This window comes from Bhargavaea cecembensis, assembly GCF_000826125.2.
Taxonomy (GTDB): Bacteria; Bacillota; Bacilli; order Bacillales_A; family Planococcaceae; genus Bhargavaea; species Bhargavaea cecembensis_B.
The window spans coordinates 1,873,921-1,894,400 of the sequence record NZ_LN651373.1; the positions used below are offsets into that span (position 1 = coordinate 1,873,921).

A 20,480-nucleotide genomic window follows, 5' to 3' on the forward strand; every position below is an offset into this window, starting at 1 on the left:
GGGGCTGTCCAGAAAGTCGATAAAAACGACTTTCTGTGACAGCCCCTTTCTGTTTTTTATCTCTCTCAAAAAAATAGAAAAAGACCGCTGCCTTTTGTAGAATGGAGTCACCACAACAACACACACAAAGGAGCGATCTTTTTATGTGCAATCCGAAGACTGCTACAACAGAGTATATCACAGAAATGGAGATCTTGGCAGAGGTGAACAAGCCTGAGGAAAAACGTCCAAAACGCCGGTTGGCGCCTGTCTTCAAGCCCTATGATAACCGCCAGTCCTTCGCCATCTTCGATGTCGAATCGCTGGTTCCCGATGACCATGTGGCACGTGTCATTGATGAAATGATCGAGACGATTCCGGATGATCAGCTCATTGCGCATTATTCCGGAGGCGGCCGCAGTTCTTACCACCCGAAGATGATGCTTAAGATCATTCTTTACGCCTACTCCCAAAAGGAATATTCCTGCCGGCGCATTGAAAAGCTGACAAGGGAAAGCATTCCTGCTATGTGGCTGGCCGCCGGCCAGCTTCCCGACTACCGGACCATCAATGAGTTCCGCGGGGTCCGAATGCCAAAGATGATCGATGATTTATTCGAAGCAATGGTGATGGAATTGCATCATCGCGGCTTCATTGACTTTGAAAATTACTTCCTCGATGGGACGAAGATCGAGGCGGATGCCAATAAATATTCCTTTGTATTCAAGAAAGCGGTGTTGGGATACGAGGAAAAGCTGAAAAAGAAAATCAGCGAGACCCTGCAGGAGATCCATGAGATTGCAGAGGCAGAGGGATTCGAAATGGGAAGTCTGCCTGAAGGTGATCCTTCGGTGGAGGAACTGATGGAGACCGTCTCCCGTTTGGAAGGACAGGAAGAGATCCTGACGGACAAAATTGAGAAAGAGACAGATACAGCGGTCCGCAAGGGAATCCGTAGAAAACGCTCGGTGATCCGCAGGAAGCTCAAGTCGGTCCGGGATGACTTCATTCCGAGGAAAGAGAAATATGCTGCCCAGCTTGAGGTTTGCGGAGAAGACCGGAATAGTTACTCGAAGACAGACCCGGATGCCACATTCATGCGAATGAAAGAAGATCATATGAAAAACGGCCAGCTCAAGCCCGGCTACAATATCCAGATGGCCACCGAGAACCAATTTGTTCTTTTCTATTCTGTTCACCAGCGGCCCACAGACACCCGGTGTCTGATCCCACACATGGAAGCCTACCGGGAAACTGCGCTGCCGATGCCAAAGCGCATTGTCGCGGATGCGGGATACGGAAGTGAGGAGAATTACCTTTATCTTCTCGGAGAGGAAGACGGAGAAGCGGTTGCCGATTTTCTAATCCCGTATAACACCTACCTGAAGGAACAATCGCGCAGTTATAAGAAAAACGCATACAACGCCAAGAACTGGGCGTATCACGAAGAGGATGATCTGTTCGTCTGTCCGAACGGACGGAAAGTCCGCTTCAAGAAATACATGAAAAAGAAAAATGCGTCTGGCTTCGTCCAGGATTTCAAAATCTATGAGTGCGAGGATTGCAGTGACTGCCCGTTGAAAGCACTGTGCACCAAGGCAAAAGGGAACCGGCAGGTTCACTGGAATCCGATTTATGAGGAATTGAAGGCCAAGGCAAGAAAAGCCCTTGATGATGAAACCCTAAAACAGATCTACGCCCTTCGGAAAATCGAAGTGGAGACAGTTTTTGGGAATCTCAAGGGCAATTTGGCGTTCCGTCGATTCCATCTTCGAGGGCTGGATAAGGTTCACTTGGAGTTTGGAATCCTGGCACTCGCCCACAATTTCCTGAAAGTGGCGGGCATCCTGCGGATGCCTTCTGCCAAACATATTCAAAATAAAAGGAAGGAGGCGAAAAACGATTTGTTTTTCGCCTCCTTCATCATTTTAGGGACTTATCGGACAGCCCCCTTTAATATTGGAAGTCGGATTGGGTCACACTCCCGCTCCGCATAGATCTGCTCGTTAAAAAAGACCTTCCTGAGACGGTCATTGAATGGCGCAAAGCGCACATTCCAGCAACTCCATGTCATTAGCGATCAGTAGTCGGATTTCATGGTCTTCACAGTATTTATGATCCATGGCCAGACGCGACAATTCATATCGGAACATCGTTTGTTCTGCGGATTGTTCGTACATTCCTTTTCCTCCGTCCGGTATCGATATTTCCATTATTCCCCTCACCTGATCATTTTAAACGGCCATCAACCCATCCTATTGAAACGAGCAGATTTAGATCCCTCACTGTCTTTCCTCGTTTATTTTCACCGATATCACGCTCTTAAAAGGCACGGACGGTACCATCTGAAAAGATAACGCTTACAAAATACTTTATGCGATATATCTCTGAAAATTTCATTGACTTAACGAATTCAGGTAAGTAGAATTAGTGCGGTCAACACATTTACCCTGTCTACACTCGATCCTGAATAGAAAGAAGGACACCCCATGTCAGACATCATTCACTCGCCTCTTGTTGCCACGGTCTTGATCTTTGCCTTGATTGCGTTCGGGGAGTGGCTGTCGATTGTGTCGCGGGCGCGGATTCCGATGCTGCTCACGGCGATGGTCAGCTTCATGGTCCTATCCTGGACGGGCATTTTCCCTGCGGATCTCTTGGAAAGTTCGCAGTTTGCCGTGCTTGGGGCGATTTTGATCGGACCGGCGATTGTCCATATGGGCACGCTCATTCCAATGAAGGTGCTCCGCGAGCAGTACCGCGCGGTCGTCATTTCCCTGTCCGGCATCATCATCGCCGCCGCACTCATCTTCACCGTCATTCCGCTCGTGTTCAACTTTGAAACGGCGGTTNTTCCGTCGATTCCATCTTCGAGGGCTGGATAAGGTTCACTTGGAGTTTGGAATCCTGGCACTCGCCCACAATTTCCTGAAAGTGGCGGGCATCCTGCGGATGCCTTCTGCCAAACATATTCAAAATAAAAGGAAGGAGGCGAAAAACGATTTGTTTTTCGCCTCCTTCATCATTTTAGGGACTTATCGGACAGCCCCTCTTTGTTTACTTCTTCCGTATTGCCCCCTGGATGACGTGGCCGGTTCCGGTGTGACGGCTTCCTTCCGAGCGGTCGGCCTCGCCGTAATAGAAATGAACGACGTCATGGGGACGGATCCAACGAAGGATGTCCGCCGGGTCATACAAGCTTTCAAGATTGCCCGGTCCCCCGGTACCGTAGCGCAACTGTTCTTCGGAATAGACTTCAAATAAAATGATGCCCCCGTTTTTCACGGAGCCGATCAGATTGAAAAAGAAGGATTCCTGGCTCTCCTTCGGAACATGGCCGAACACGAGGATCGCCGCGTCGAACGAGTCGGCTGGAATCCGGTCCTTGATGAGATCGGCTTCCTTCGTCTCGATCTGTACGCCCCGTTTTTCTGCCAGTCCGACCGCTTTTTGAAGACCGACGGTTGACTGATCGAAAGCGGTCACCGAATGACCCGCTTCCGCCAGGTAAACCGCGTTCCGGCCCTCACCCTCCGCTAGCGCCGCCACCTTCGAATGAGGCGGGATCAGACGGGACATCGTCCGGATGAATTCGTTTGGTTCCGTCCCGTACACATATTCCTCTTCTGAAAAACGTTCGTCCCAATGGTTTCTTGTCATTTGAACCTCTCCCTTCTGCTTCTGTATCCGCATCCCGTATTACTTGAGCCGGCATGCGTCATTTGCCGATCAATCCCGCTTTCTTCAAGTAGTCATGTGCCACGCGGGCCGGCGGTTCCCCGTCAACGCTCACCCGGTAATTCATTTCCCTCATTTCATCGTCTGAAATCCTGCCCGCCAGCCGGTTCAGTACGCCCGCAAGCTCCGGATGCTCATCAGCCGTCTCTTTCCTCAAGAGCGGCGCGCCTTGATAAGGCGGGAACAGATGCCGGTCATCTTCCAGAACTTGCAGCCCGTAGCGCTCGATTTCGCTGTCCGTCGAATAGGCATCGACCAGGTTGATTTCTCCCGACTGGATGGCGCCGTAACGGAGTTTCGGCTCCATCGTGACAACGTTCGGGAAATCAATGCCGTACAGCGACCGAATGCCAATGTACCCGTCCTCCCGGTCGGAAAACTCGAGCGAGAAGCCGGCATTCACGCGGTCCTCGATCCGTTGCAGATCCGAAATCTGCTTTAATCCGTTTGAACGTGCGAAATCGGCAGGGACGGCGAGTGTATAAGTATTGTTATACTTCATCGGCTCCAGCAGCACCAGATCGAACTGCCGGGCAAGCCCGTCCCGCGCCTGTTCATATACTTCCCGGCTGTCCGTGCTTTTGGCTTCCTCCCCGAGAAATTCAGAAATGGCCGTCCCGGTGAATTCCGGGTAGATGTCGATGTCCCCCGACTTCAGGGCATTGAACACGAACGACGTCTTCCCGAACCCCGGCTTTAATTCAACACTCAGATCTGTCTCTTCCTCAATCAGCAGCTTGTACATATTGATCAGGATTTCCGGCTCCGAACCGAGTTTGCCGGCCAGGACCAGCTTCCCGTCTTCTTTTCCGAATAACGGAATGATGAGAACGAGCGTAACGACGGCCGCCATGCTTCCAAGCGCGATCAAGCTGCTCCTGAACGGCATCTGTTCGAGTCTTTTCAGGAAAAAATCAAACACAAGCGCCAGAGCGGCGGCCGGAATCGCTCCGAGGACGATGAGACCGGTGTTGTTCCGGTCGATCCCGAGCAAAATCAGGTCACCGAGACCGCCGGCCCCGATCAGCGCGGCAAGTGTCGCCGTCCCGATGATCAGGACCGTCGCCGTCCGGATGCCCGCCATGATGACGGGCATGGCAAGCGGCAGTTCGACTTTCAGCAGCCTTCTCCTCGCGTTCATCCCCATCCCATCAGCCGCTTCAAGAAGGGCCGGGTCCACTTCACGGATGCCGGTGTATGTATTTCTCAGGATCGGGAGCAGCGCATAGGCCGTCAAAGTGATGATCGCCGGAATCCTGCCGATTCCGACAAGCGGGATTAGCAGTCCGAGCAGTGCGAGCGACGGAATCGTCTGGATGACGGAGGTGACGCCGATGATCCCGTCAGCCGCTTTCCGGTGGCGGGTGAGCCAGATCCCGAGCGGAAGGCTGATGAGGACAGCAAAGAACAAAGCGGTGAACGAGATTTCGATATGCTGAAGGAGGGCTGTCCATAGTTCCATTTTACGGTTGTTGAATTCATTCAATAGTTCACCCATGGTCTCTCTCCACTTTCTCCAGTCCGTCAGCCAGCAGCCTGAAGACGGAGGCGCGGTCGATTGTTCCGATGATTTCCCCGTTCTCTTCTACGCTGACCCGGTCTTCTTCGGCAAGCGCCTTGAGCAGGCGGTCAGCCGGAACATCCGCCGGGAGGTAAAGGCGCGGTGGCGGGCCGCTTGACGTTACCTTTGCGGCGGGGCGGAGATCGATCAGGTGAGACGGCGAAGAAACCGCCTTGCCGATGAACGACCGGACAAATTCATCGGCGGGGTGTCCGACGAGCTCTTCCGGGGTGCCCAACTGGATGATCCTGCCGTCCCGCATCAGGCAGATCCGGTCGGCGAGCTTCAGCGCTTCCTTCATGTCATGGGTTACGAACACCATCGTTTTCCCGAGCGTCTTTTTCAGCTGCAGCAGATCGTTCTGCAGCTCTTCCCGGCTCACCGGGTCGAGGGCACTGAACGGCTCATCCATGAGCAGGATATCCGGGTCCGCGGCAAGCGCCCGGATGACGCCGATCCGCTGCTGCTGGCCTCCCGACAATTCGGATGGCTTCCTGCGGGCGTAGACGGCGGGATCGAGACCGACCATTTCGAGCAATTCGGCTGCCCGCCGCTTTTGCTTTTCCTTTGGCCACTTTTTCATTTCCGGCACGACTGTAATATTCTCTTCGACAGTCATATGCGGGAACAGGGCGATCTGCTGGAGAACGTAACCGATGTTCCATCTGAGATGATCGAGCGGATAGGATTCCACCGGCTTTCCGTCGATCAGAATCCGCCCGGATGTGTACGGGATGAGCCGGTTGATCATCTTCAAGGTCGTCGTCTTGCCGCAGCCGCTCGGACCGATCAGGACGAGGAACTCCCCTTCCCTGATGTCAAGATCCAGACGGTCAACGGCCAACGTCCCGTCGCGGTATTGCTTGGATGTCTGTTCGAATTTAATCATCTCGCGAATCTCCTTCCAGAATTATGCCGGCTGCCGCTCCATTTCCCTTATACTCCCGTTGTGAGCGGGCGCTGTCAAGAAAACATATCCGCCAGTTGCCCGGGAGACACTCACCCACATCATCGGGGCTGCCCGATCTTTCCCGGACAGCCCCGACGCATCACATATTGATTTTCGATCTCCTGTCCTTCCAGTCTTTAGGTCTGACATTGCGGATCCAGGCTCTGTCCTCATCCATCATCCTCTTGGCCGCAAAGATCGTCAGCAGCTGAATGACGATAATCGGCAGTCCAAGGATTCCGGACAAGACTTCCAGCGGAGCCAGCCCGCCGACCCTCATGAGAATGAGAGCGAATGCCGTGACGACAACCGCCACGATCAGCCTTAAGTTCTTGGACGGCTCCCCTTTACTCATATTGTTCGTCCCTGTATAAGAGGCGATCGTGTAGGTCGTCGAATCCAATGTCGTGATCATGAAAATTCCGGCTACGATGATGAAAATCACGATGACCAGGCCGGAAAGCGGCAGTGTGGAGAGAATCTCCGGGATGAGCCTCATGGCATCATCCTGGACAATTTTCAGCGCATCCACCTGGCCGGTCAGGAATCGATTGACTCCAAGTCCGCCGAGAATGCCCGTCGCGACCCATGACAGTGCGGTCGGCGCGAGGAAATAAGTGAGGATCATTTCACGGATTGTACGGCCCCTAGATACTTTTGCGGCGAATATACTGTGCAGCATCGCCCATGTGGCACTGTAGGCAAACCAGAACACTGTATTGCTTTCAATCCGGGTCGTCCCGCCGATCTTCATCGAATTGGTGTAGAAAGACAGATCCAGATAATTGGACAGCAGGAAACCGACCGTGTCCGTGAAGTAGTTGAGTATGAATTTCCCGGGCCCGATGAGCAGAATAAAAACACCGAACGCTGCGGCCAGGTACATATTCAGCGTGCTCAGGCGCTTGATCCCCCGTTCGATCCCAAGATAGGCACTCATTGTGAAGAAGATCACCCAGATCAGCGTGACTGTCAATGTGAGCCCGAACGTGATGTCTATGTTAAAAAGCGAGGCGATATTATATGTGACAATCGGGGTGCCGAGGCCGAGAGTGACCGCCGCGCCGGCGAGAATGGTTACCAGGAAAATGATATCCAGCATCTTGCCGCCGAGTCCGTCGGTGAACCGGTCTCCAAAAAGCACGCGGAGTGTCTCCGAAACCCGCATGAAAGGCCTTTTTCTGACGTGGAGAACATATCCCATTGCAGGGGCGGCGATCACAAAGATTGCAAACACCTGAATGCTCCACATAAACATGCTGTAGGCATTTCCCCAAAGCAGCGATTCCGCCGATCCCGGCTCAATGCCAAAAGGAGGATTTGCCGAGACTTCCGCCCACTCGGTCATCGCCGTGCGCATGATCGTCGATCCGAGACCCATCGAGATCAGGATAGATGCGTACTCAAACATATTGAATCGCGGTTTTTCCGCCGGATCTCCGAGAACAATGTCCCCATACTTTGAAAATGAAAACCAAAGCCCGGCTCCGGTCAGAATGATGGTGTACCATATGTATCCCCACGAAAATGAACTGACAATCCAGTCAAAAATCCGATTGAGCAGTTCCGTGGATTCCGCTTCATAAAGAGTGAACGGAATGCTCATTGCAAAAACGATCAGCAAGGCCGGAATAAATATTTTCCGCTCAACCATGCTCTTTTTCTTTTTTCTTTCTTCTCTCTTCCTATTCATCAAATCCCCTCCAAAATGATTGGCGTTTCCGTGTTAACTAGAGAACCTGCACTCCTTCCATTTTATTTCCGAAACATTTGACAATATATCATGAAAAATCAAGCATTTCAAACCGGCCAGGCGCCAAATAAAAGAAAACGGAAATGCTCCCTCGCTGCCGGCAGCTATGTTCTCATACGAAAAACCCCTCAGGATTATTCATATCCGAAGGGGGGTGTACGCTTGATTTTGATGGTTATTCCACGGTGACCGACTTTGCCAGGTTGCGCGGCTGGTCGACGTCGCAGCCGCGGTGGAGGGCGGCGAAGTAGCTGAGAAGCTGGAGAGGGATGACGGAGACGAGCGGCGTCAGCATCGGGTGGACGGCTGGAATGTTCATTTGGTCTCCCTCTTCCCCGGTCCCTTCCATTGAAATGATGCAGGCCTTGGCTCCGCGTGCCGTCACTTCTCTTACATTGCCGCGGATGTTCGCGCTGACAGCGGCCTGGGTGGCCAGAGCAAAGACCGGTGTCCCTTCCTCAATGAGAGCGATCGTCCCGTGCTTCAATTCCCCGCCGGCAAACCCTTCCGCCTGGATATAGGAGATCTCCTTCAGTTTAAGGGCGCCTTCCAGGCTCACATGGTAGTCGAGACCGCGCCCGATGAAGAAGGCGTTCCGGCTCATTTCAAGGAATTCGAATGAGAGGGTCTCCAATTCATCTTTCCGATCGATCACCGACTGGATCGCATTTGCCGCAACGCCGAGTTCCCGGGTCAGATCGAAACGGGGCTCCATCCCCTTCCCTTCCGCAGCGAGCGCGGCCAGGATCGCGAGCACGGCAATCTGGGCGGTATAGGCTTTCGTCGAAGCGACCGCAATCTCAGGACCCGCATGAAGAAGAACGGTGTGGTCGGCTTCGCGGGAAAGCGTAGAGCCGGCGACGTTCGTGACCGTGAGGGACGGATGACCGAGCGCTTTCACTTTCACGAGAACCTGGCGGCTGTCCGCCGTCTCGCCGGACTGGGAGATAAAGATGAACAGCGGTTTTTTGGAAAGGAGCGGCATGTTGTAGCCGAATTCACTGGATATATGGACTTCCGTCGGGACGGCTGCGAGTTTTTCAAAGAACTCCTTACCGACGAGCCCCGCATGGTAGCTCGTACCGGCAGCGATGATGTAAATCCTGTCCGCCTCGTTGATCGCTTCGAGTGCCCCAGCGTCTGCGTGCAGTTTGCCGCTTTCATCCTGATAAGCCTGGATGATTTTCCGGAGGACGGCCGGCTGCTCGTCGATTTCCTTGAGCATGTAATGCGGGTATGTTCCCTTTTCGATGTCCGAAGCGTCGAGTTCCGCCTTGAACGGAGCCCGCTCGACCGGTTCACCCGCGAGTGTCCGGATGCGGATTCCCTCCTTCTTTACGATGACAATCTCCCCGTCATTCAGTTCGACGAACCGGTCCGTCACTTGCAGCATCGCCATCGCATCGGACGAGACCACATTAAATCCGTCTCCGAGGCCGATGAGGAGCGGTGATTTGTTCTTGGCGACAAAAATAGTTTCCGGTTCCTGTTCATCGAGCATTGCGATTGCGTACGATCCATGTAGCAGGCCCAGCGTCTTGGCGAACGCCTCTTCGGTGTTCAGGCCTTCCCCGGCGAATTTCCCGATAAGCTGGACGATGATTTCGGTGTCCGTGTCCGATTTCAACTCAACTCCGGCCAAGTGTACGTTCATGAGCTTCCCGTAATTTTCAATGACTCCGTTGTGAACGAGTGTGAAACGGCCCGATTCGTCCCGGTGCGGGTGGGCATTTCGGACATCCGGTACGCCGTGAGTCGCCCAGCGGGTATGCCCGATTCCAGACTTGCCCTCCGCTCCGGGATCCACTATGGCCCGGAGATCGGCAATCCGGCCCTTTTCCTTGAACAGCTCTACACGGTCTCCCGTGGCGACCGCTATTCCCGCGGAGTCATACCCTCGGTATTCGAGCTTTTCCAGGCCTCTCAGCAAAATTTCCTTTGCATCCCGTTCTCCGATATAACCAACGATTCCGCACATATTCGTTTCCTCCGATTGAGGCAATGCGAAAGAAGCGTCCCGATGCCGTTTTTTTGGCCGCGGGCGCTGCATTGCCGATTAATTTGGATCCGCTCAAGCGTGTTCTTCACGCTTCTGTCAGCGGATGGAAATGCCGGCTTCCCGTTCTGTTTCACCTGATCGCTCAAGTGTTTTGCCGGAAAGCATGACAACCGGGCATTGCGGTCGGGAGGCATCCGCCGAATCTTCGATGAACCTCCACCTCGTCTGCTGGGGTGAAAATGCACGGACTTGCCCAGCTCTGGCGCTTTAATTGTTTTCCGATTTTGGCGTAACGCCAATCCTCCTTCGCCATGATTGCTTTTGTACTTTATTACAGACTGCCCTTTTTTGTCAATCAAAACTGCAAACCGGAAAATAACAGACATTCTTCTGATACAGAAGGGGAACAAGTAAGATTTTTAGCGGAAGCAATGGCCGGATTGGCGGACGCATTTTGTCACGAAAGATTTTCGCGGACGCAACAACGAGTTTCGCGGACGCATTTTGCCTCATGCGATTTTCGTGTAGTAAAAAGAGCGTCTTTCGTGCGCATTTTTCCTGACCAACGGTGAGAGAGATCTCTCTTACCTTTTATGCAACAACCACGGTCGTTTATGGATTTTCCTTTCTGTCATTATTCATTATTGCTTTTACAGTCTCAGGGATACCAACAAAGACTATTATTCCGCCTATCATTGCTAAGAATGTGTCTAAGCTTATTACTTTCGTTAAGAAAAGCAAAACCATAATAGCAAGCACGAATAATCGCCAGTAAAATAAAAATTTCTTTTTCATCGAGACGCCCCCAATTTTCTTCTAAATGGCCCGATCACTTCTTTTGTATTCAAGTGGTTGGATAGCTCAATCTATGAACTATGTTCACTAAAGTAACTGCGATGGAAAGGCCTAAGTTCTTTGTATTTCCGAATCAAATAAACATTTCCATGCAGTTATCAATAAAAAAAATCATGCCAAAATACCATACTTTTTAATCTAATTTTTGTCTTCCAGAGTAAAGTGGCTTTTTGTCGAACTCATAACCATGGCCGATATGATATGATATAATCTTCTTTCTTGATTTACTCTTTTTGGTAAGTAATCCAGGTTGGACATGGTGAAAAAGGAAACGTTTTTAATACTTCCATTGCATAGCTATCAGTTGTATCAAACTCACCTATAATATCCTTTACGTTCTGAGTAATAGAATACTGTATGTGTTGAAATATTAGTTGTGGAATTAATTCTTTATACATCATGTCCGAGCAACCACACCACCCCAATTCATAGGAATTCTCACGATCTGATTCGTGGAGAAACGAATATGCTATTATTTCTTTCCATCTTGTATCTAAAAAGATATAACTCCCATTAATGACTGTGTCATTTTCTAAGATCAGCTTTTCCCATTCATCAAGCTTCGCATCAACTACTGGATTCACTTTATGAGTTTCTTCATAGTTACTTTTGACAAGAAGCGTTAACTTTTTCATTAGTACATTGTTTGAGGAAACCTCAGCTAACGTTTTCAGTATATACTTTTTTCATCATCAAATTTCAGCCCCTCTTTGAGGTCATACACCTGAAGCGTCGGCATATAGGTTCTTCTTATTTCCTTAAATCCATTTTTATCGTAAAGTTCTTTTATGTTCACTGAAGTTTCCCAAATAGATGTTTGTAATGGCAAATCTATTGTTTCTAGACTTTCTATTTTTCCTAATAATTTTTCCTCAACGCCTGTCATGGTATACAATGGATTGCATAGTATTCGAAAATAAGTACAGTATGGATGGAAACTACTTAGCCATCCGAAAGCAACTCCTACTAATCGTTCCTCATCAAAAGCTGAGTATGCAAATTTAGAGTTCCTTACTATACTTAGTAAATATTCCTCCCCAAAAGACAAATCTAACAGCATTTTTAATTGTATTTCATCTTTCTGGTCATATTCCTTAATAATAATTTTCAAATCCCTCTTCCTTTTCTTTTGTTTGAGGTACTAATTACTTTTTCACGGAACGGTCAGATTTTAGAACATTTATAATAGCCATACTATCATTTATAGAGCATCACCCTCTTCGAGATTGTTTCCCTAATGTCCATCGTGTCCGCTAGCCGCCCATTGATCGTTGGTCCTAAAAAAGGCGGCCCGGCCGCCTTTTTCAACATTCCTTATTCAGCAGGCCGGATGACCGCCCGGACCGGGCTGCCGTCCGCGCCGTGGATTGCTAGCGGGAGGGCAATGAATTCATAGTCTCCCGGCTCCACGTCCGCGAGCATCAGGTTTTCGATGATGTGCACGCCGGCTTCATGAAGCGAATGGTGTGTTGCCAGTTCCTTGCTGTGGATCAGGTCGACGGACGGGATGTCAATGCCGAGCAGGATGATGCCCTTTTCCTGCAGCAACGGTCCGATGTCCGGATGCAACTCCTTGTAATCTTCGGGGAACGTCATCGGGTCGTTCTTCTCCGATGTCTTCAGCAAAAGCCGGCGGGCGCCGTCCAGGTTGAACTGCTCCAGCTCCGTCCGTCCGACCGACGGGAATTTTGTCACGTCGATCACGCGTGTCGTGCCAATATAAGTGTTTGGATCCAGCTGATGAAGCTGCTTGCCGGTTTCCTCAAAGTGGAACGGCGCGTCCGCATGGGTTCCGATGTGCAGGCTCGTCGTCATCTGACCGATGTTCGCAGAGCCGGTTTCTTCTTTCGTGGCGGCCAAGGCAAACTCGAACGGCGTGTCTTCCGGCCAGTTGGCCATGCCGTTTCTGAGCGGCTGTGTAATATCGGTCCAGTTTCCTTCCTTCATCTATATCCCTCTCCTTTAAAGCGTCGTCCGCAAATTCCAGAGTTCCGGGAAAAACCGGTGGTCGAGCACATTCCGCAAATACGCAACACCCGACGATCCCCCGGTTCCCTGCCTGAATCCAATGATCCGCTCCACCGTCTTCATGTGGCGGAACCGCCATTGCTGAAGCCAATCTTCCACGTCGACCAACTTTTCCGCAAGCTGATACAGGTCCCAGTACCGGTCGGTGTCGCGGTAGACTTCTTCCCACGCGGCGGCCACGGAAGGATCCCCGTCATAGACGATCCGGAAGTCGCGGTCCAGCAGGTCAGGGTTGATCGCAAATCCGGCACGCGACAAAGCACCGATCGCCGCGTCATAAATGCCCGGCGCCCGGTATGCCTGCTCAAGTTCCCTGCGGATGTCCGCATCCTTTTCATAAATTTTCAAGATGAACTCCGATTTGTAACCGAGGGCGAACTCGATGAGACGGTACTGATGGGACTGGAAGCCTGACGCCTTTCCGAGCGATCCGCGAAATTCCAGGTATTCAGCGGGTGTCATTGTCGACAGGACGTCCCACGCGCCGATGATCTGGGACTGGATCTTCGACACACGCGCGAGTTTTTTGAATGCCGATTGCAGTTCTCCCGCGTTGATATCATCGATGGCGGCGGTCAGTTCATGCAGCAGCAGCTTCATCCAGAGCTCGCTCACCTGGTGAATGATGATGAACAGCATTTCATCATGGTGGCCGGACAGCCGGTTCTGGGAACTGAGGATCTGGTCAAGGGACAGATACTCGCCGTAGGTCATTGACTCGCGAAAATCCGTATGGATCGATTTTTCGCCTTGCAGCGATTCCTTCAGCTCCGAAATCTTCTTCGGCATCGGCTTTCCCTCCCTCAGGCAATGACATCCCGCTGGTTGTCGAATTTTTTATACCGTCCATCCTCCATGATTCCTTTTAGAATCACAACCGCCTGCCGGACGTGATCGAATGAATTGTAGAGTGCAACCGGCGCCAGCCGGATTCCTTTCGGGGCACGGAAATCGGGGATGACCCCTTCTTCTTTCAACGCCCGGCAGATCCGGGCAGCCTCGTCATGCTCCAAATACACATGTCCCCCGCGGCGCCCGTGATCAAGCGGAGTCGAAATCGAAAAGCCGGATTGCGGCAATTCTTCTTCGATCAGCTCGATCAGGTAATCGGTCAGCCGCAATGACTTCTCACGGATGTTGCCGATGCCCGCTTCCGTGAACATCTCAAGCGATCCGAGCAGCGGGGCGGAGCTGAAAATGTTCGGGGTTCCGACCTGGTAGGCACCCGCTTCCCCGGCAGGCGTCATGTCATGCTCCATGTCAAACTGCTTTTCCTTATCCGAGCCGAACCAGCCGGCCAGACCTGGTTTTTTCCCGAAGTGCCGCCTGTTCACGAACAGCCCACCGGTCGCCCCCGGTCCTCCGTTCAGGTGCTTGTATGTGCACCAGAACGCGAAGTCGGTGTCCCATACATCGAGCGAATGCGGCAAAGCACCGATCGAGTGGCAAAGGTCAAACCCGATCAAGATGCCCCGTTCATGGGCGGCCGCGGTGAGACGGCCCATATCGAGGATCTGACCGCTCCGGTAGAGCACGCCCGGCAGGATCGCGACAGCCACTTCGTCGGTCATGGCCGCGATGATGTCCTTTTCCTCCAGCGTGTTGCCGTCCCGGCTTCTCACCTTGATCAAATGCGCGTCCGGATCCATTCCCCGCAACTCGATCTGACTTTTGATCGCATACAGATCACTCGGGAAGTTCAGTTCATCAGCCAGGATTTTCGTCCGCTTGCCTTCCGGACGGTAAAAAGTGGCGAGCAGCTGATGCAGATTCGCGGTCGTCGAGCCGGTCATGATGACTTCGTCCGGCTCGGCTCCGATGAGCGGCGCGCTCATCTCTCCGAGACGTTCGGCCATGAAGTACCATGGATGCTTTCCTTCCGTCCAGCCCCCGATCCCGGACTCTTTCCATGAATCGATCAGCTCATGCATTGAACGCTCCGCGCGTTTTGACATCAAGCCGAGAGAATTCCCGTCCAGGTAGATCGTTTCCGGCCGGATATAAAACTCTTCACGGAACCTTGCAAGAGCGTCTTCACGGTCCAGTGATGCCGCATATTCTTCGGAAATCCGGTTCATTTTTCCGCCTCCGTTTCTCGTTCTTCCACTAATCCGAGGTTAAGGGAAGAGCGGCCTTCATGCAAGCGCTTTCTTTTATCCATAGGGTTTAGCTCCATATAAATATTCTTGAATGTTACGAAAATTCCCGTGTATTCTGCGGATTTTCATGATAGAATGGGTCCATTATATTTTCAGGTAAAGGTCGTGAATAAGATGCCAGCAACAAATGAACAAACGCGGACGGTCCAGGTGGAGGACATCCTCATCGCCAACCAGATGCTGAAGGAAGTCGTCGTCCATACCCCTTTACAGCTGAACAAGCGGCTGTCGGAGAAATACGGGTGCAACATTTACATCAAGCGGGAAGATCTTCAGCATGTCCGCTCTTTCAAGTTGCGGGGGGCATTTTACAAGATCAAATCTGTCGAACAGGAGGCGCGCGGGAAAGGCATCGTCTGCGCGAGCGCCGGCAACCATGCGCAGGGCGTCGCATTCGCCTGCGCAGAGCTCGGCATCGACGGGAAGATCTTCATGCCCCAGACCACTCCGAAGCAGAAGATCAATCAGGTAAAGATGTTCGGACGTGATCATGTGGAGATCATCCTGACCGGGGATACATTCGATGAATCGTCCGCCAGCGCGCTCGCCTATACAGAAGAAAGCGGACGGCTGTTCATCCATCCCTTCGACGATCCGGTCCTGATTGCGGGCCAGGGAACGGTCGCTGTCGAGATTTTGAACGATATCGGATCACCGGTTGACTATATGTTCGCCTCGATCGGCGGCGGCGGGCTCATGTCCGGACTTGCGACGTACATCAAGCATGTCTCCCCTTCCACCCGGATGATCGGCGTCGAGCCGGCGGGTGCCGCCAGCATGAAGGCATCGCTTGTGCAAGGTTCGGTGTGCCGGCTCGATTCCATCGATAAATTCGTCGACGGTGCAGCGGTCCAAAAGCCCGGAGACCTCACGTTCGACATCTGCAGCCGGTACGTCGATGACATCACGCCGGTTCCCGAAGGCAAAGTATGTACTGCGATCCTCGATCTGTACAACGAGCATGCCATCATCGCCGAGCCGGCCGGTGCGCTCCCGATTGCGGCGCTCGATGCACACCGGGAAGAGATCAAAGGCAAAACGGTCGTTTGCGTGATCAGCGGCGGCAACAACGACATCGGTCGCATGCAGGAGATCAAGGAAAAGTCCCTGATCCATGAAGGACTCCTTTATTACTTCATCGTTGAATTCCCGCAGCGCGCCGGCGCACTCCGCCAGTTCCTGGACCATGTTCTTGGGCCGGATGATGATATCACGACATTCGAATACACAAAAAAGAACAATAAGGAAAACGGCCCGGGGCTCGTCGGGATTGAAGTGAAGCATAAGGAAGACTACGACGGGCTCATCCGTCGCATGCATGCACTCGGCTTTCCGTTCAATGAAGTGAACAAAGACAGCACGCTGTTCGGGCTGCTGATCTGATTCTTGGCTGTCCGGCGGTTAAAGCCGGACAGCTTTCGTTTATGGTTGATTAAGTCTGCCCTGATTCCAGTTTGCTCCTGACCAGCTGCATGTCTTCCAGGAACAGCTTGTACAGGTTCGGGCGCCGCCTGACGGCCAGCGGGTGATAAGCCACGGCAGTCTCATAGCCTTTCACCTCGTGCCAATTGCCCCGCATCCCCTTCACTTCCGCTTCCGGATCCCCGAAGAACGTTTGGACGGCGACATTTCCGAGGCATACAATGAGCTTTGGACGATGTTTTTTCAATTGTTTGTCCAGATGCCGGTGCATGCAAATGTCGCGTGTCTGTTCTTTATCGTACTTCCGGACCGGCCGTCTTTTTAGAATGTATGTGACATAAAACTGCTCTTTTTCGAGGCCGGCTTCGTGGATGGCCCGCTGAAGCGTTTGGCGGGTGCCGCACACCATCGGATTCCCTTCCCGGTCTTCGCGCGCCCCCGGGTTGTCGAGGATGATCATGATGGGGGCCTCCGGATTCCCTTCTCCCCATACCATCCGGGTTCCTTGCTTATAGAGCCCGCATTCCTTGCAATCCAGCTCGCTTGCCGGTGTCGGATCTTCCGGCCAGATCTCTGGGCAAAACGATTCCATTTTCCATCACTCCCTGTACTCAGGGTACCCGTCCCCGGCAAAAGTGAAAACGTTCATCGGGCGGAAGCCAAAAATGATAAAATGGTCCTTTTAAGGAGGGTTGCGCATGACGTCCATCAAAGATGAAGAAATCCGGATCATCAATGCAAATGAGAATAACTTGAAGAACGTGTCTGTTGAAATCCCGAAAAAGAAGATCACCGTGTTCACCGGCGTGTCGGGTTCCGGCAAGTCCTCGCTCTGCCTCGATACGATTGCGGCGGAATCGAGACGGGAGCTGAACGAGACATTCCCGAGCTTTGTCCAGCAGTATCTGCCGAAATACGGCCGGCCCCATGTCGGCAAAATCGTGAATTTGCCGGTCACAATCGTCCTCGACCAGAAAAAGCCCGCCTCCAATTCCCGCTCGACAGTCGGCACGTACACCGACATCTATGCGCTGCTGCGCCTGCTTTACTCACGTGTCGGTCGGCCGTTCATCGGCTATTCGGATGCATTCTCGTTCAACCATCCATCCGGCATGTGTCCGAGATGCGAAGGGATCGGCGAAGTGACGGACCTTGATGTCCATAAGCTCGTCGACTTCAACAAATCCCTCAACGATGAAGGGGTCATCAACTTCCCCGCCTTCACGACGGGCGCCTGGCGCTGGAAGCGTTACGCCTACAGCGGACTTTTCGACTTGGACAAGAAGATCCGTGACTACAGCCCGGAAGAACTGGATCTCTTTCTTTATTCGCCGCAGATCAAGCTTGAGAACCCGCCCGGCAATTGGCCGAAATCGGCAAAATTTGAAGGCATCGTCCCGCGCATGTACCGGAGTGTCATCACCCAGAAGGAAGGCAAGCGGCATCAGAAGCTGCTCGATGAAATTGTCACCACATATGAATGCCCCGAGTGCGGCGGGACGCGGGTGAATGAAAAAGTGCGGAGCTGCAAAATCGGCGGCCGGAGCATCGCGGACTTGTCCGACATGCCGATCGCCGACCTGGTTGGATTCATCCGTAACATTGAGGACCCTGTGGCGAGGGACCTGAAAAAAGAGCTGGTCTCCCGGCTTTCTGCGCTGGACGAGATCGGTCTCGGCTACCTGACGCTCGGCCGCGGCGTCAATTCGCTTTCAGGCGGCGAAGCCCAGCGGACGAAGATCGCCAAATACATCAACTCCGCGCTCGCCGACATGGTCTATGTGTTCGACGAGCCGAGCGCCGGGCTACATTATGCGGACATCGAACGGCTGAAACAGTCTCTCCTGAAGCTCCGCGATCATGGCAACACGATCCTCATCGTCGAACACCATCCGGAAGTCATCCGGCTTGCCGATCACATCATTGATATGGGACCGTTCGCCGGAACCGACGGCGGCGAAGTGATGTTCACCGGCAGCTATGCAGGCCTGCTGGAAGCGGACACGCTCACCGGAAAGTCGCTTGGCCGGAACGTCCCCCTGAAGGAAAACCCGCGGAAGCCGAAGGACTGGTACCGGCTCGAGCATGCCTCGATTCATAATCTGAACGATGTCACGGTCGACCTCCCGCTCGGCGTGCTGACCGCCGTGGCGGGAGTCGCCGGCTCGGGCAAAAGCTCGCTCATGGAGCAATTCAGGAAAAGCTGGGATGGTCCGCTTGTTTCGATCGGCCAGAAAGCGATCGGATCGACTTCCCGCTCCACCCCGGCCACCTACCTTGATATTTCAGACGACATCCGGTCCCTGTTCGCAAAGGAAAACAAAGTGAGTCCCGCCCTGTTCAGTTTCAACTCGAAAGGCGCCTGCCCGGCGTGCAACGGCAAAGGCGTCATCGTGACGGGCATGCATTTCATGGATCCGATCGAGACGGAGTGCGAGGTCTGCAACGGGACGCGCTACGCCCCGGACGTCCTCCAGTATAAGCTGGACGGCAAGACGATTGCGGACGTCATGGACTTGTCGGTCGACGAAGCCATCCAATTTTTCGACGGCCGGCCGTTCACCGGGCGGCTCGTCTCCATGAACCGGGTCGGACTCGGCTACCTCCATCTGAACCAGTCGATGTCGACGCTTTCCGGAGGCGAACTGCAACGCGTCAAACTAGCCAGCCACCTGGATGAAAAAAGCACGCTGTTCATCATGGACGAGCCGACGGAAGGCCTTCATCCTGATGATATCCGGAAACTGATGGACCTGTTCAACCATCTGGTGGACGAAGGAAACAGCCTGTTCCTCATCGAACACAGACTGGACGTTATCAAGCAGGCCGACTGGGTGATCGAAATGGGCCCCGGCGGCGGAACAGCCGGCGGCAATGTACTGTTTGAAGGAACACCCGGCGAGATGCTGCAAAGCACCCGCTCCGTCACCCGGCCATACGTGGAGGAAAGCCTCCTCGGGAACTGACCGGCTGACGGTGCGCGGATGGCATCTATGTCCCTGGATAAATAACGTTTTGGTTTATATATGTTGAGATAAATAGTGTGCACTGTATGTAGTGATTGGAGTGGAAGGCGGCGACTCCAGCGGGAACAGCGCGAGCTGAAGACCCCGCGATGCCGCCCAACGCTATCGCTTTTGGGCGCAGACAGAGCTTTGCCGCTCAACGCTTCGCTTTTGAGCGCAGACGCCAACCTTCGTATTGGCGCCGGCTGAAGCCGTGCCCACGGAAAGCGTCCGCCTGAAACGGAAATCGACGGGATGAAGATTGTTTATCTCAACTTATATAGATAATTAACGTCTCAGCTCTTCGCACTCAATGCAGCGGTCTCGCGGATGTCTTTTCTTTCTGAGTAGGATTCCTACAGAGAACCTGACACCATTCGCATCGGAAGAAACGGAGGAAGCTCACATGAAGTTGGTGATGATCATCGGCCCACAGGCGGTCGGGAAGATGTCTGTCGGCCGGGAACTTGAGGGCATGATCGATGCCCGGCTGCTGTTCAATCACGAGACGCTTGATTTGTTCGCCAAGTTTCTCGGATACGGAAAAGAGACATTCCGCCTGTCGGATGAAACGAGGAAGGCGCTGTTTCGAGCGTTTGCGGAAAACCAAGGGTCCAACTTGACCGACGGCATTATTTTCACGGTTGTTGTCGCCTTCAACCAGGAGGGCGATCATCGGTTTCTCCGGGAAGTGAGCGATCTTTTCACCGGTGCGGGCGGCGACGTGTATATCATCGAGCTCGAAGCCGCGCTTGAAACCCGTCTGGCCCGCAACACGATGGAAAGCCGGCTTGAAGCGAAACCGTCCAAACAGAATCTGGAATTCTCCAAAAATGAACTGCTGTGCAGCCATGAGAAACACAGGCTTCACTCCCTCCCCGGCGAAGTGGAGAAAACCGTGCCGGAAGCCCGTTATCTGAGACTGGACAACAATGGGATCACCGCCCGGGAAGCAGCCGTCCGGATTGCGTCATTCATTGAAGCCGAACAAACGAAAACCGGTCCCGCTTGATAGGGACCGGTTTTCATTTA

General features: G+C 52.9%; 17 protein-coding genes. 4 read left to right on the forward strand and 13 right to left on the reverse strand.

The window, feature by feature from the left end; all coding sequences use genetic code 11:
• Positions 1 to 143: 143 nt before the first annotated feature.
• Positions 144 to 1,976: an IS1182 family transposase gene (locus BN1189_RS14770; protein WP_179860967.1), complete on the forward strand. Its 1,833-nt coding sequence runs from the start codon at positions 144 to 146 to the stop codon at positions 1,974 to 1,976.
• A gap of 33 nt (positions 1,977 to 2,009) precedes the next feature.
• On the opposite strand, the gene BN1189_RS16225 is transcribed toward BN1189_RS14770, so the two are convergent.
• From BN1189_RS16225 to kynU, 12 genes are all read right to left on the reverse strand, one after another.
• Positions 2,010 to 2,159 carry a hypothetical protein gene (locus BN1189_RS16225; RefSeq protein ID WP_179860927.1) on the reverse strand — a complete coding sequence of 50 codons (150 nt, stop codon included), beginning with the start codon at positions 2,157 to 2,159 and terminating at the stop codon, positions 2,010 to 2,012.
• A gap of 877 nt (positions 2,160 to 3,036) precedes the next feature.
• Complete coding sequence (locus BN1189_RS14780) at positions 3,037 to 3,639, reverse strand: class I SAM-dependent methyltransferase (RefSeq protein ID WP_040229083.1); 603 nt, start codon at positions 3,637 to 3,639, stop codon at positions 3,037 to 3,039.
• A 58-nt stretch (positions 3,640 to 3,697) separates the two neighbouring features.
• Positions 3,698 to 5,215, reverse strand: coding sequence for an ABC transporter permease/substrate-binding protein (locus BN1189_RS14785; protein ID WP_040229084.1), 1,518 nt, complete (start codon positions 5,213 to 5,215; stop codon positions 3,698 to 3,700).
• Positions 5,208 to 6,167 (reverse strand): ABC transporter ATP-binding protein, encoded by a 960-nt coding sequence (locus BN1189_RS14790; protein WP_040229085.1) that lies wholly within the window; start codon positions 6,165 to 6,167, stop codon positions 5,208 to 5,210. The genes BN1189_RS14785 and BN1189_RS14790 overlap by 8 nt, the downstream gene beginning before the upstream one ends.
• A 160-nt stretch (positions 6,168 to 6,327) precedes the next feature.
• On the reverse strand, positions 6,328 to 7,920 hold the full coding sequence (locus tag BN1189_RS14795) for a BCCT family transporter (RefSeq protein WP_257125425.1): 1,593 nt from the start codon (positions 7,918 to 7,920) through the stop codon (positions 6,328 to 6,330).
• Positions 7,921 to 8,155: 235 nt separating this feature from the next.
• Positions 8,156 to 9,958, reverse strand: coding sequence for a glutamine--fructose-6-phosphate transaminase (isomerizing) (glmS, locus tag BN1189_RS14800; protein ID WP_040229086.1), 1,803 nt, complete (start codon positions 9,956 to 9,958; stop codon positions 8,156 to 8,158).
• Positions 9,959 to 10,591: 633 nt separating this feature from the next.
• The gene (locus BN1189_RS14805) at positions 10,592 to 10,774 is read right to left on the reverse strand and encodes a hypothetical protein (protein WP_040229087.1); all 183 of its coding nucleotides are present in this window, start codon (positions 10,772 to 10,774) and stop codon (positions 10,592 to 10,594) included.
• A 284-nt stretch (positions 10,775 to 11,058) separates the two neighbouring features.
• Positions 11,059 to 11,418, reverse strand: coding sequence for a hypothetical protein (locus BN1189_RS16605; RefSeq protein ID WP_257125426.1), 360 nt, complete (start codon positions 11,416 to 11,418; stop codon positions 11,059 to 11,061).
• Positions 11,419 to 11,504: 86 nt separating this feature from the next.
• The gene (locus BN1189_RS16610) at positions 11,505 to 11,945 is read right to left on the reverse strand and encodes a hypothetical protein (protein ID WP_257125427.1); all 441 of its coding nucleotides are present in this window, start codon (positions 11,943 to 11,945) and stop codon (positions 11,505 to 11,507) included.
• A gap of 203 nt (positions 11,946 to 12,148) precedes the next feature.
• Positions 12,149 to 12,781, reverse strand: coding sequence for an arylformamidase (kynB, locus tag BN1189_RS14815; protein WP_040229088.1), 633 nt, complete (start codon positions 12,779 to 12,781; stop codon positions 12,149 to 12,151).
• Positions 12,782 to 12,796: 15 nt separating this feature from the next.
• Positions 12,797 to 13,651 carry a tryptophan 2,3-dioxygenase gene (gene kynA, locus BN1189_RS14820; protein WP_040229089.1) on the reverse strand — a complete coding sequence of 285 codons (855 nt, stop codon included), beginning with the start codon at positions 13,649 to 13,651 and terminating at the stop codon, positions 12,797 to 12,799.
• A gap of 14 nt (positions 13,652 to 13,665) precedes the next feature.
• A complete protein-coding gene (gene kynU, locus BN1189_RS14825; protein WP_040229090.1) occupies positions 13,666 to 14,940 on the reverse strand; it encodes a kynureninase in 1,275 nt (424 codons plus the stop codon).
• Positions 14,941 to 15,135: 195 nt separating this feature from the next.
• Here kynU and ilvA point away from each other — a divergent pair, with 195 nt between their 5' ends.
• The gene (ilvA, locus tag BN1189_RS14830) at positions 15,136 to 16,404 is read left to right on the forward strand and encodes a threonine ammonia-lyase IlvA (RefSeq protein WP_040229091.1); all 1,269 of its coding nucleotides are present in this window, start codon (positions 15,136 to 15,138) and stop codon (positions 16,402 to 16,404) included.
• A 49-nt stretch (positions 16,405 to 16,453) separates the two neighbouring features.
• On the opposite strand, the gene BN1189_RS14835 is transcribed toward ilvA, so the two are convergent.
• Entirely contained in the window at positions 16,454 to 17,035 is a 582-nt protein-coding gene (locus tag BN1189_RS14835; RefSeq protein WP_040229092.1) for a uracil-DNA glycosylase, read from the reverse strand.
• Between the two features lie 115 nt (positions 17,036 to 17,150).
• Between BN1189_RS14835 and BN1189_RS14840 the strand changes: the two genes are divergently transcribed.
• The gene (locus BN1189_RS14840; protein WP_218922855.1) at positions 17,151 to 19,409 is read left to right on the forward strand and encodes an ATP-binding cassette domain-containing protein; all 2,259 of its coding nucleotides are present in this window, start codon (positions 17,151 to 17,153) and stop codon (positions 19,407 to 19,409) included.
• Between the two features lie 445 nt (positions 19,410 to 19,854).
• On the forward strand, positions 19,855 to 20,460 hold the full coding sequence (locus tag BN1189_RS14845) for a hypothetical protein (protein ID WP_040229096.1): 606 nt from the start codon (positions 19,855 to 19,857) through the stop codon (positions 20,458 to 20,460).
• The last annotated feature ends 20 nt before the right edge of the window (positions 20,461 to 20,480 follow it).

Excerpts from the sequence above, each read along its gene's own strand:
- BN1189_RS14770 (WP_179860967.1), top strand. The coding sequence starts at position 144 with ATGTGCAATCCGAAGACTGCTACAACAGAGTATATCACAGAAATGGAG.
- BN1189_RS16225 (WP_179860927.1), bottom strand. The coding sequence starts at position 2,159 with ATGTACGAACAATCCGCAGAACAAACGATGTTCCGATATGAATTGTCG.
- BN1189_RS14780 (WP_040229083.1), bottom strand. The coding sequence starts at position 3,639 with ATGACAAGAAACCATTGGGACGAACGTTTTTCAGAAGAGGAATATGTG.
- BN1189_RS14785 (WP_040229084.1), bottom strand. The coding sequence starts at position 5,215 with ATGGGTGAACTATTGAATGAATTCAACAACCGTAAAATGGAACTATGG.
- BN1189_RS14790 (WP_040229085.1), bottom strand. The coding sequence starts at position 6,167 with ATGATTAAATTCGAACAGACATCCAAGCAATACCGCGACGGGACGTTG.
- BN1189_RS14795 (WP_257125425.1), bottom strand. The coding sequence starts at position 7,920 with ATGAATAGGAAGAGAGAAGAAAGAAAAAAGAAAAAGAGCATGGTTGAG.
- glmS (WP_040229086.1), bottom strand. The coding sequence starts at position 9,958 with ATGTGCGGAATCGTTGGTTATATCGGAGAACGGGATGCAAAGGAAATT.
- BN1189_RS14805 (WP_040229087.1), bottom strand. The coding sequence starts at position 10,774 with ATGAAAAAGAAATTTTTATTTTACTGGCGATTATTCGTGCTTGCTATT.
- kynB (WP_040229088.1), bottom strand. The coding sequence starts at position 12,781 with ATGAAGGAAGGAAACTGGACCGATATTACACAGCCGCTCAGAAACGGC.
- kynA (WP_040229089.1), bottom strand. The coding sequence starts at position 13,651 with ATGCCGAAGAAGATTTCGGAGCTGAAGGAATCGCTGCAAGGCGAAAAA.
- kynU (WP_040229090.1), bottom strand. The coding sequence starts at position 14,940 with ATGAACCGGATTTCCGAAGAATATGCGGCATCACTGGACCGTGAAGAC.
- ilvA (WP_040229091.1), top strand. The coding sequence starts at position 15,136 with ATGCCAGCAACAAATGAACAAACGCGGACGGTCCAGGTGGAGGACATC.
- BN1189_RS14835 (WP_040229092.1), bottom strand. The coding sequence starts at position 17,035 with ATGGAATCGTTTTGCCCAGAGATCTGGCCGGAAGATCCGACACCGGCA.
- BN1189_RS14845 (WP_040229096.1), top strand. The coding sequence starts at position 19,855 with ATGAAGTTGGTGATGATCATCGGCCCACAGGCGGTCGGGAAGATGTCT.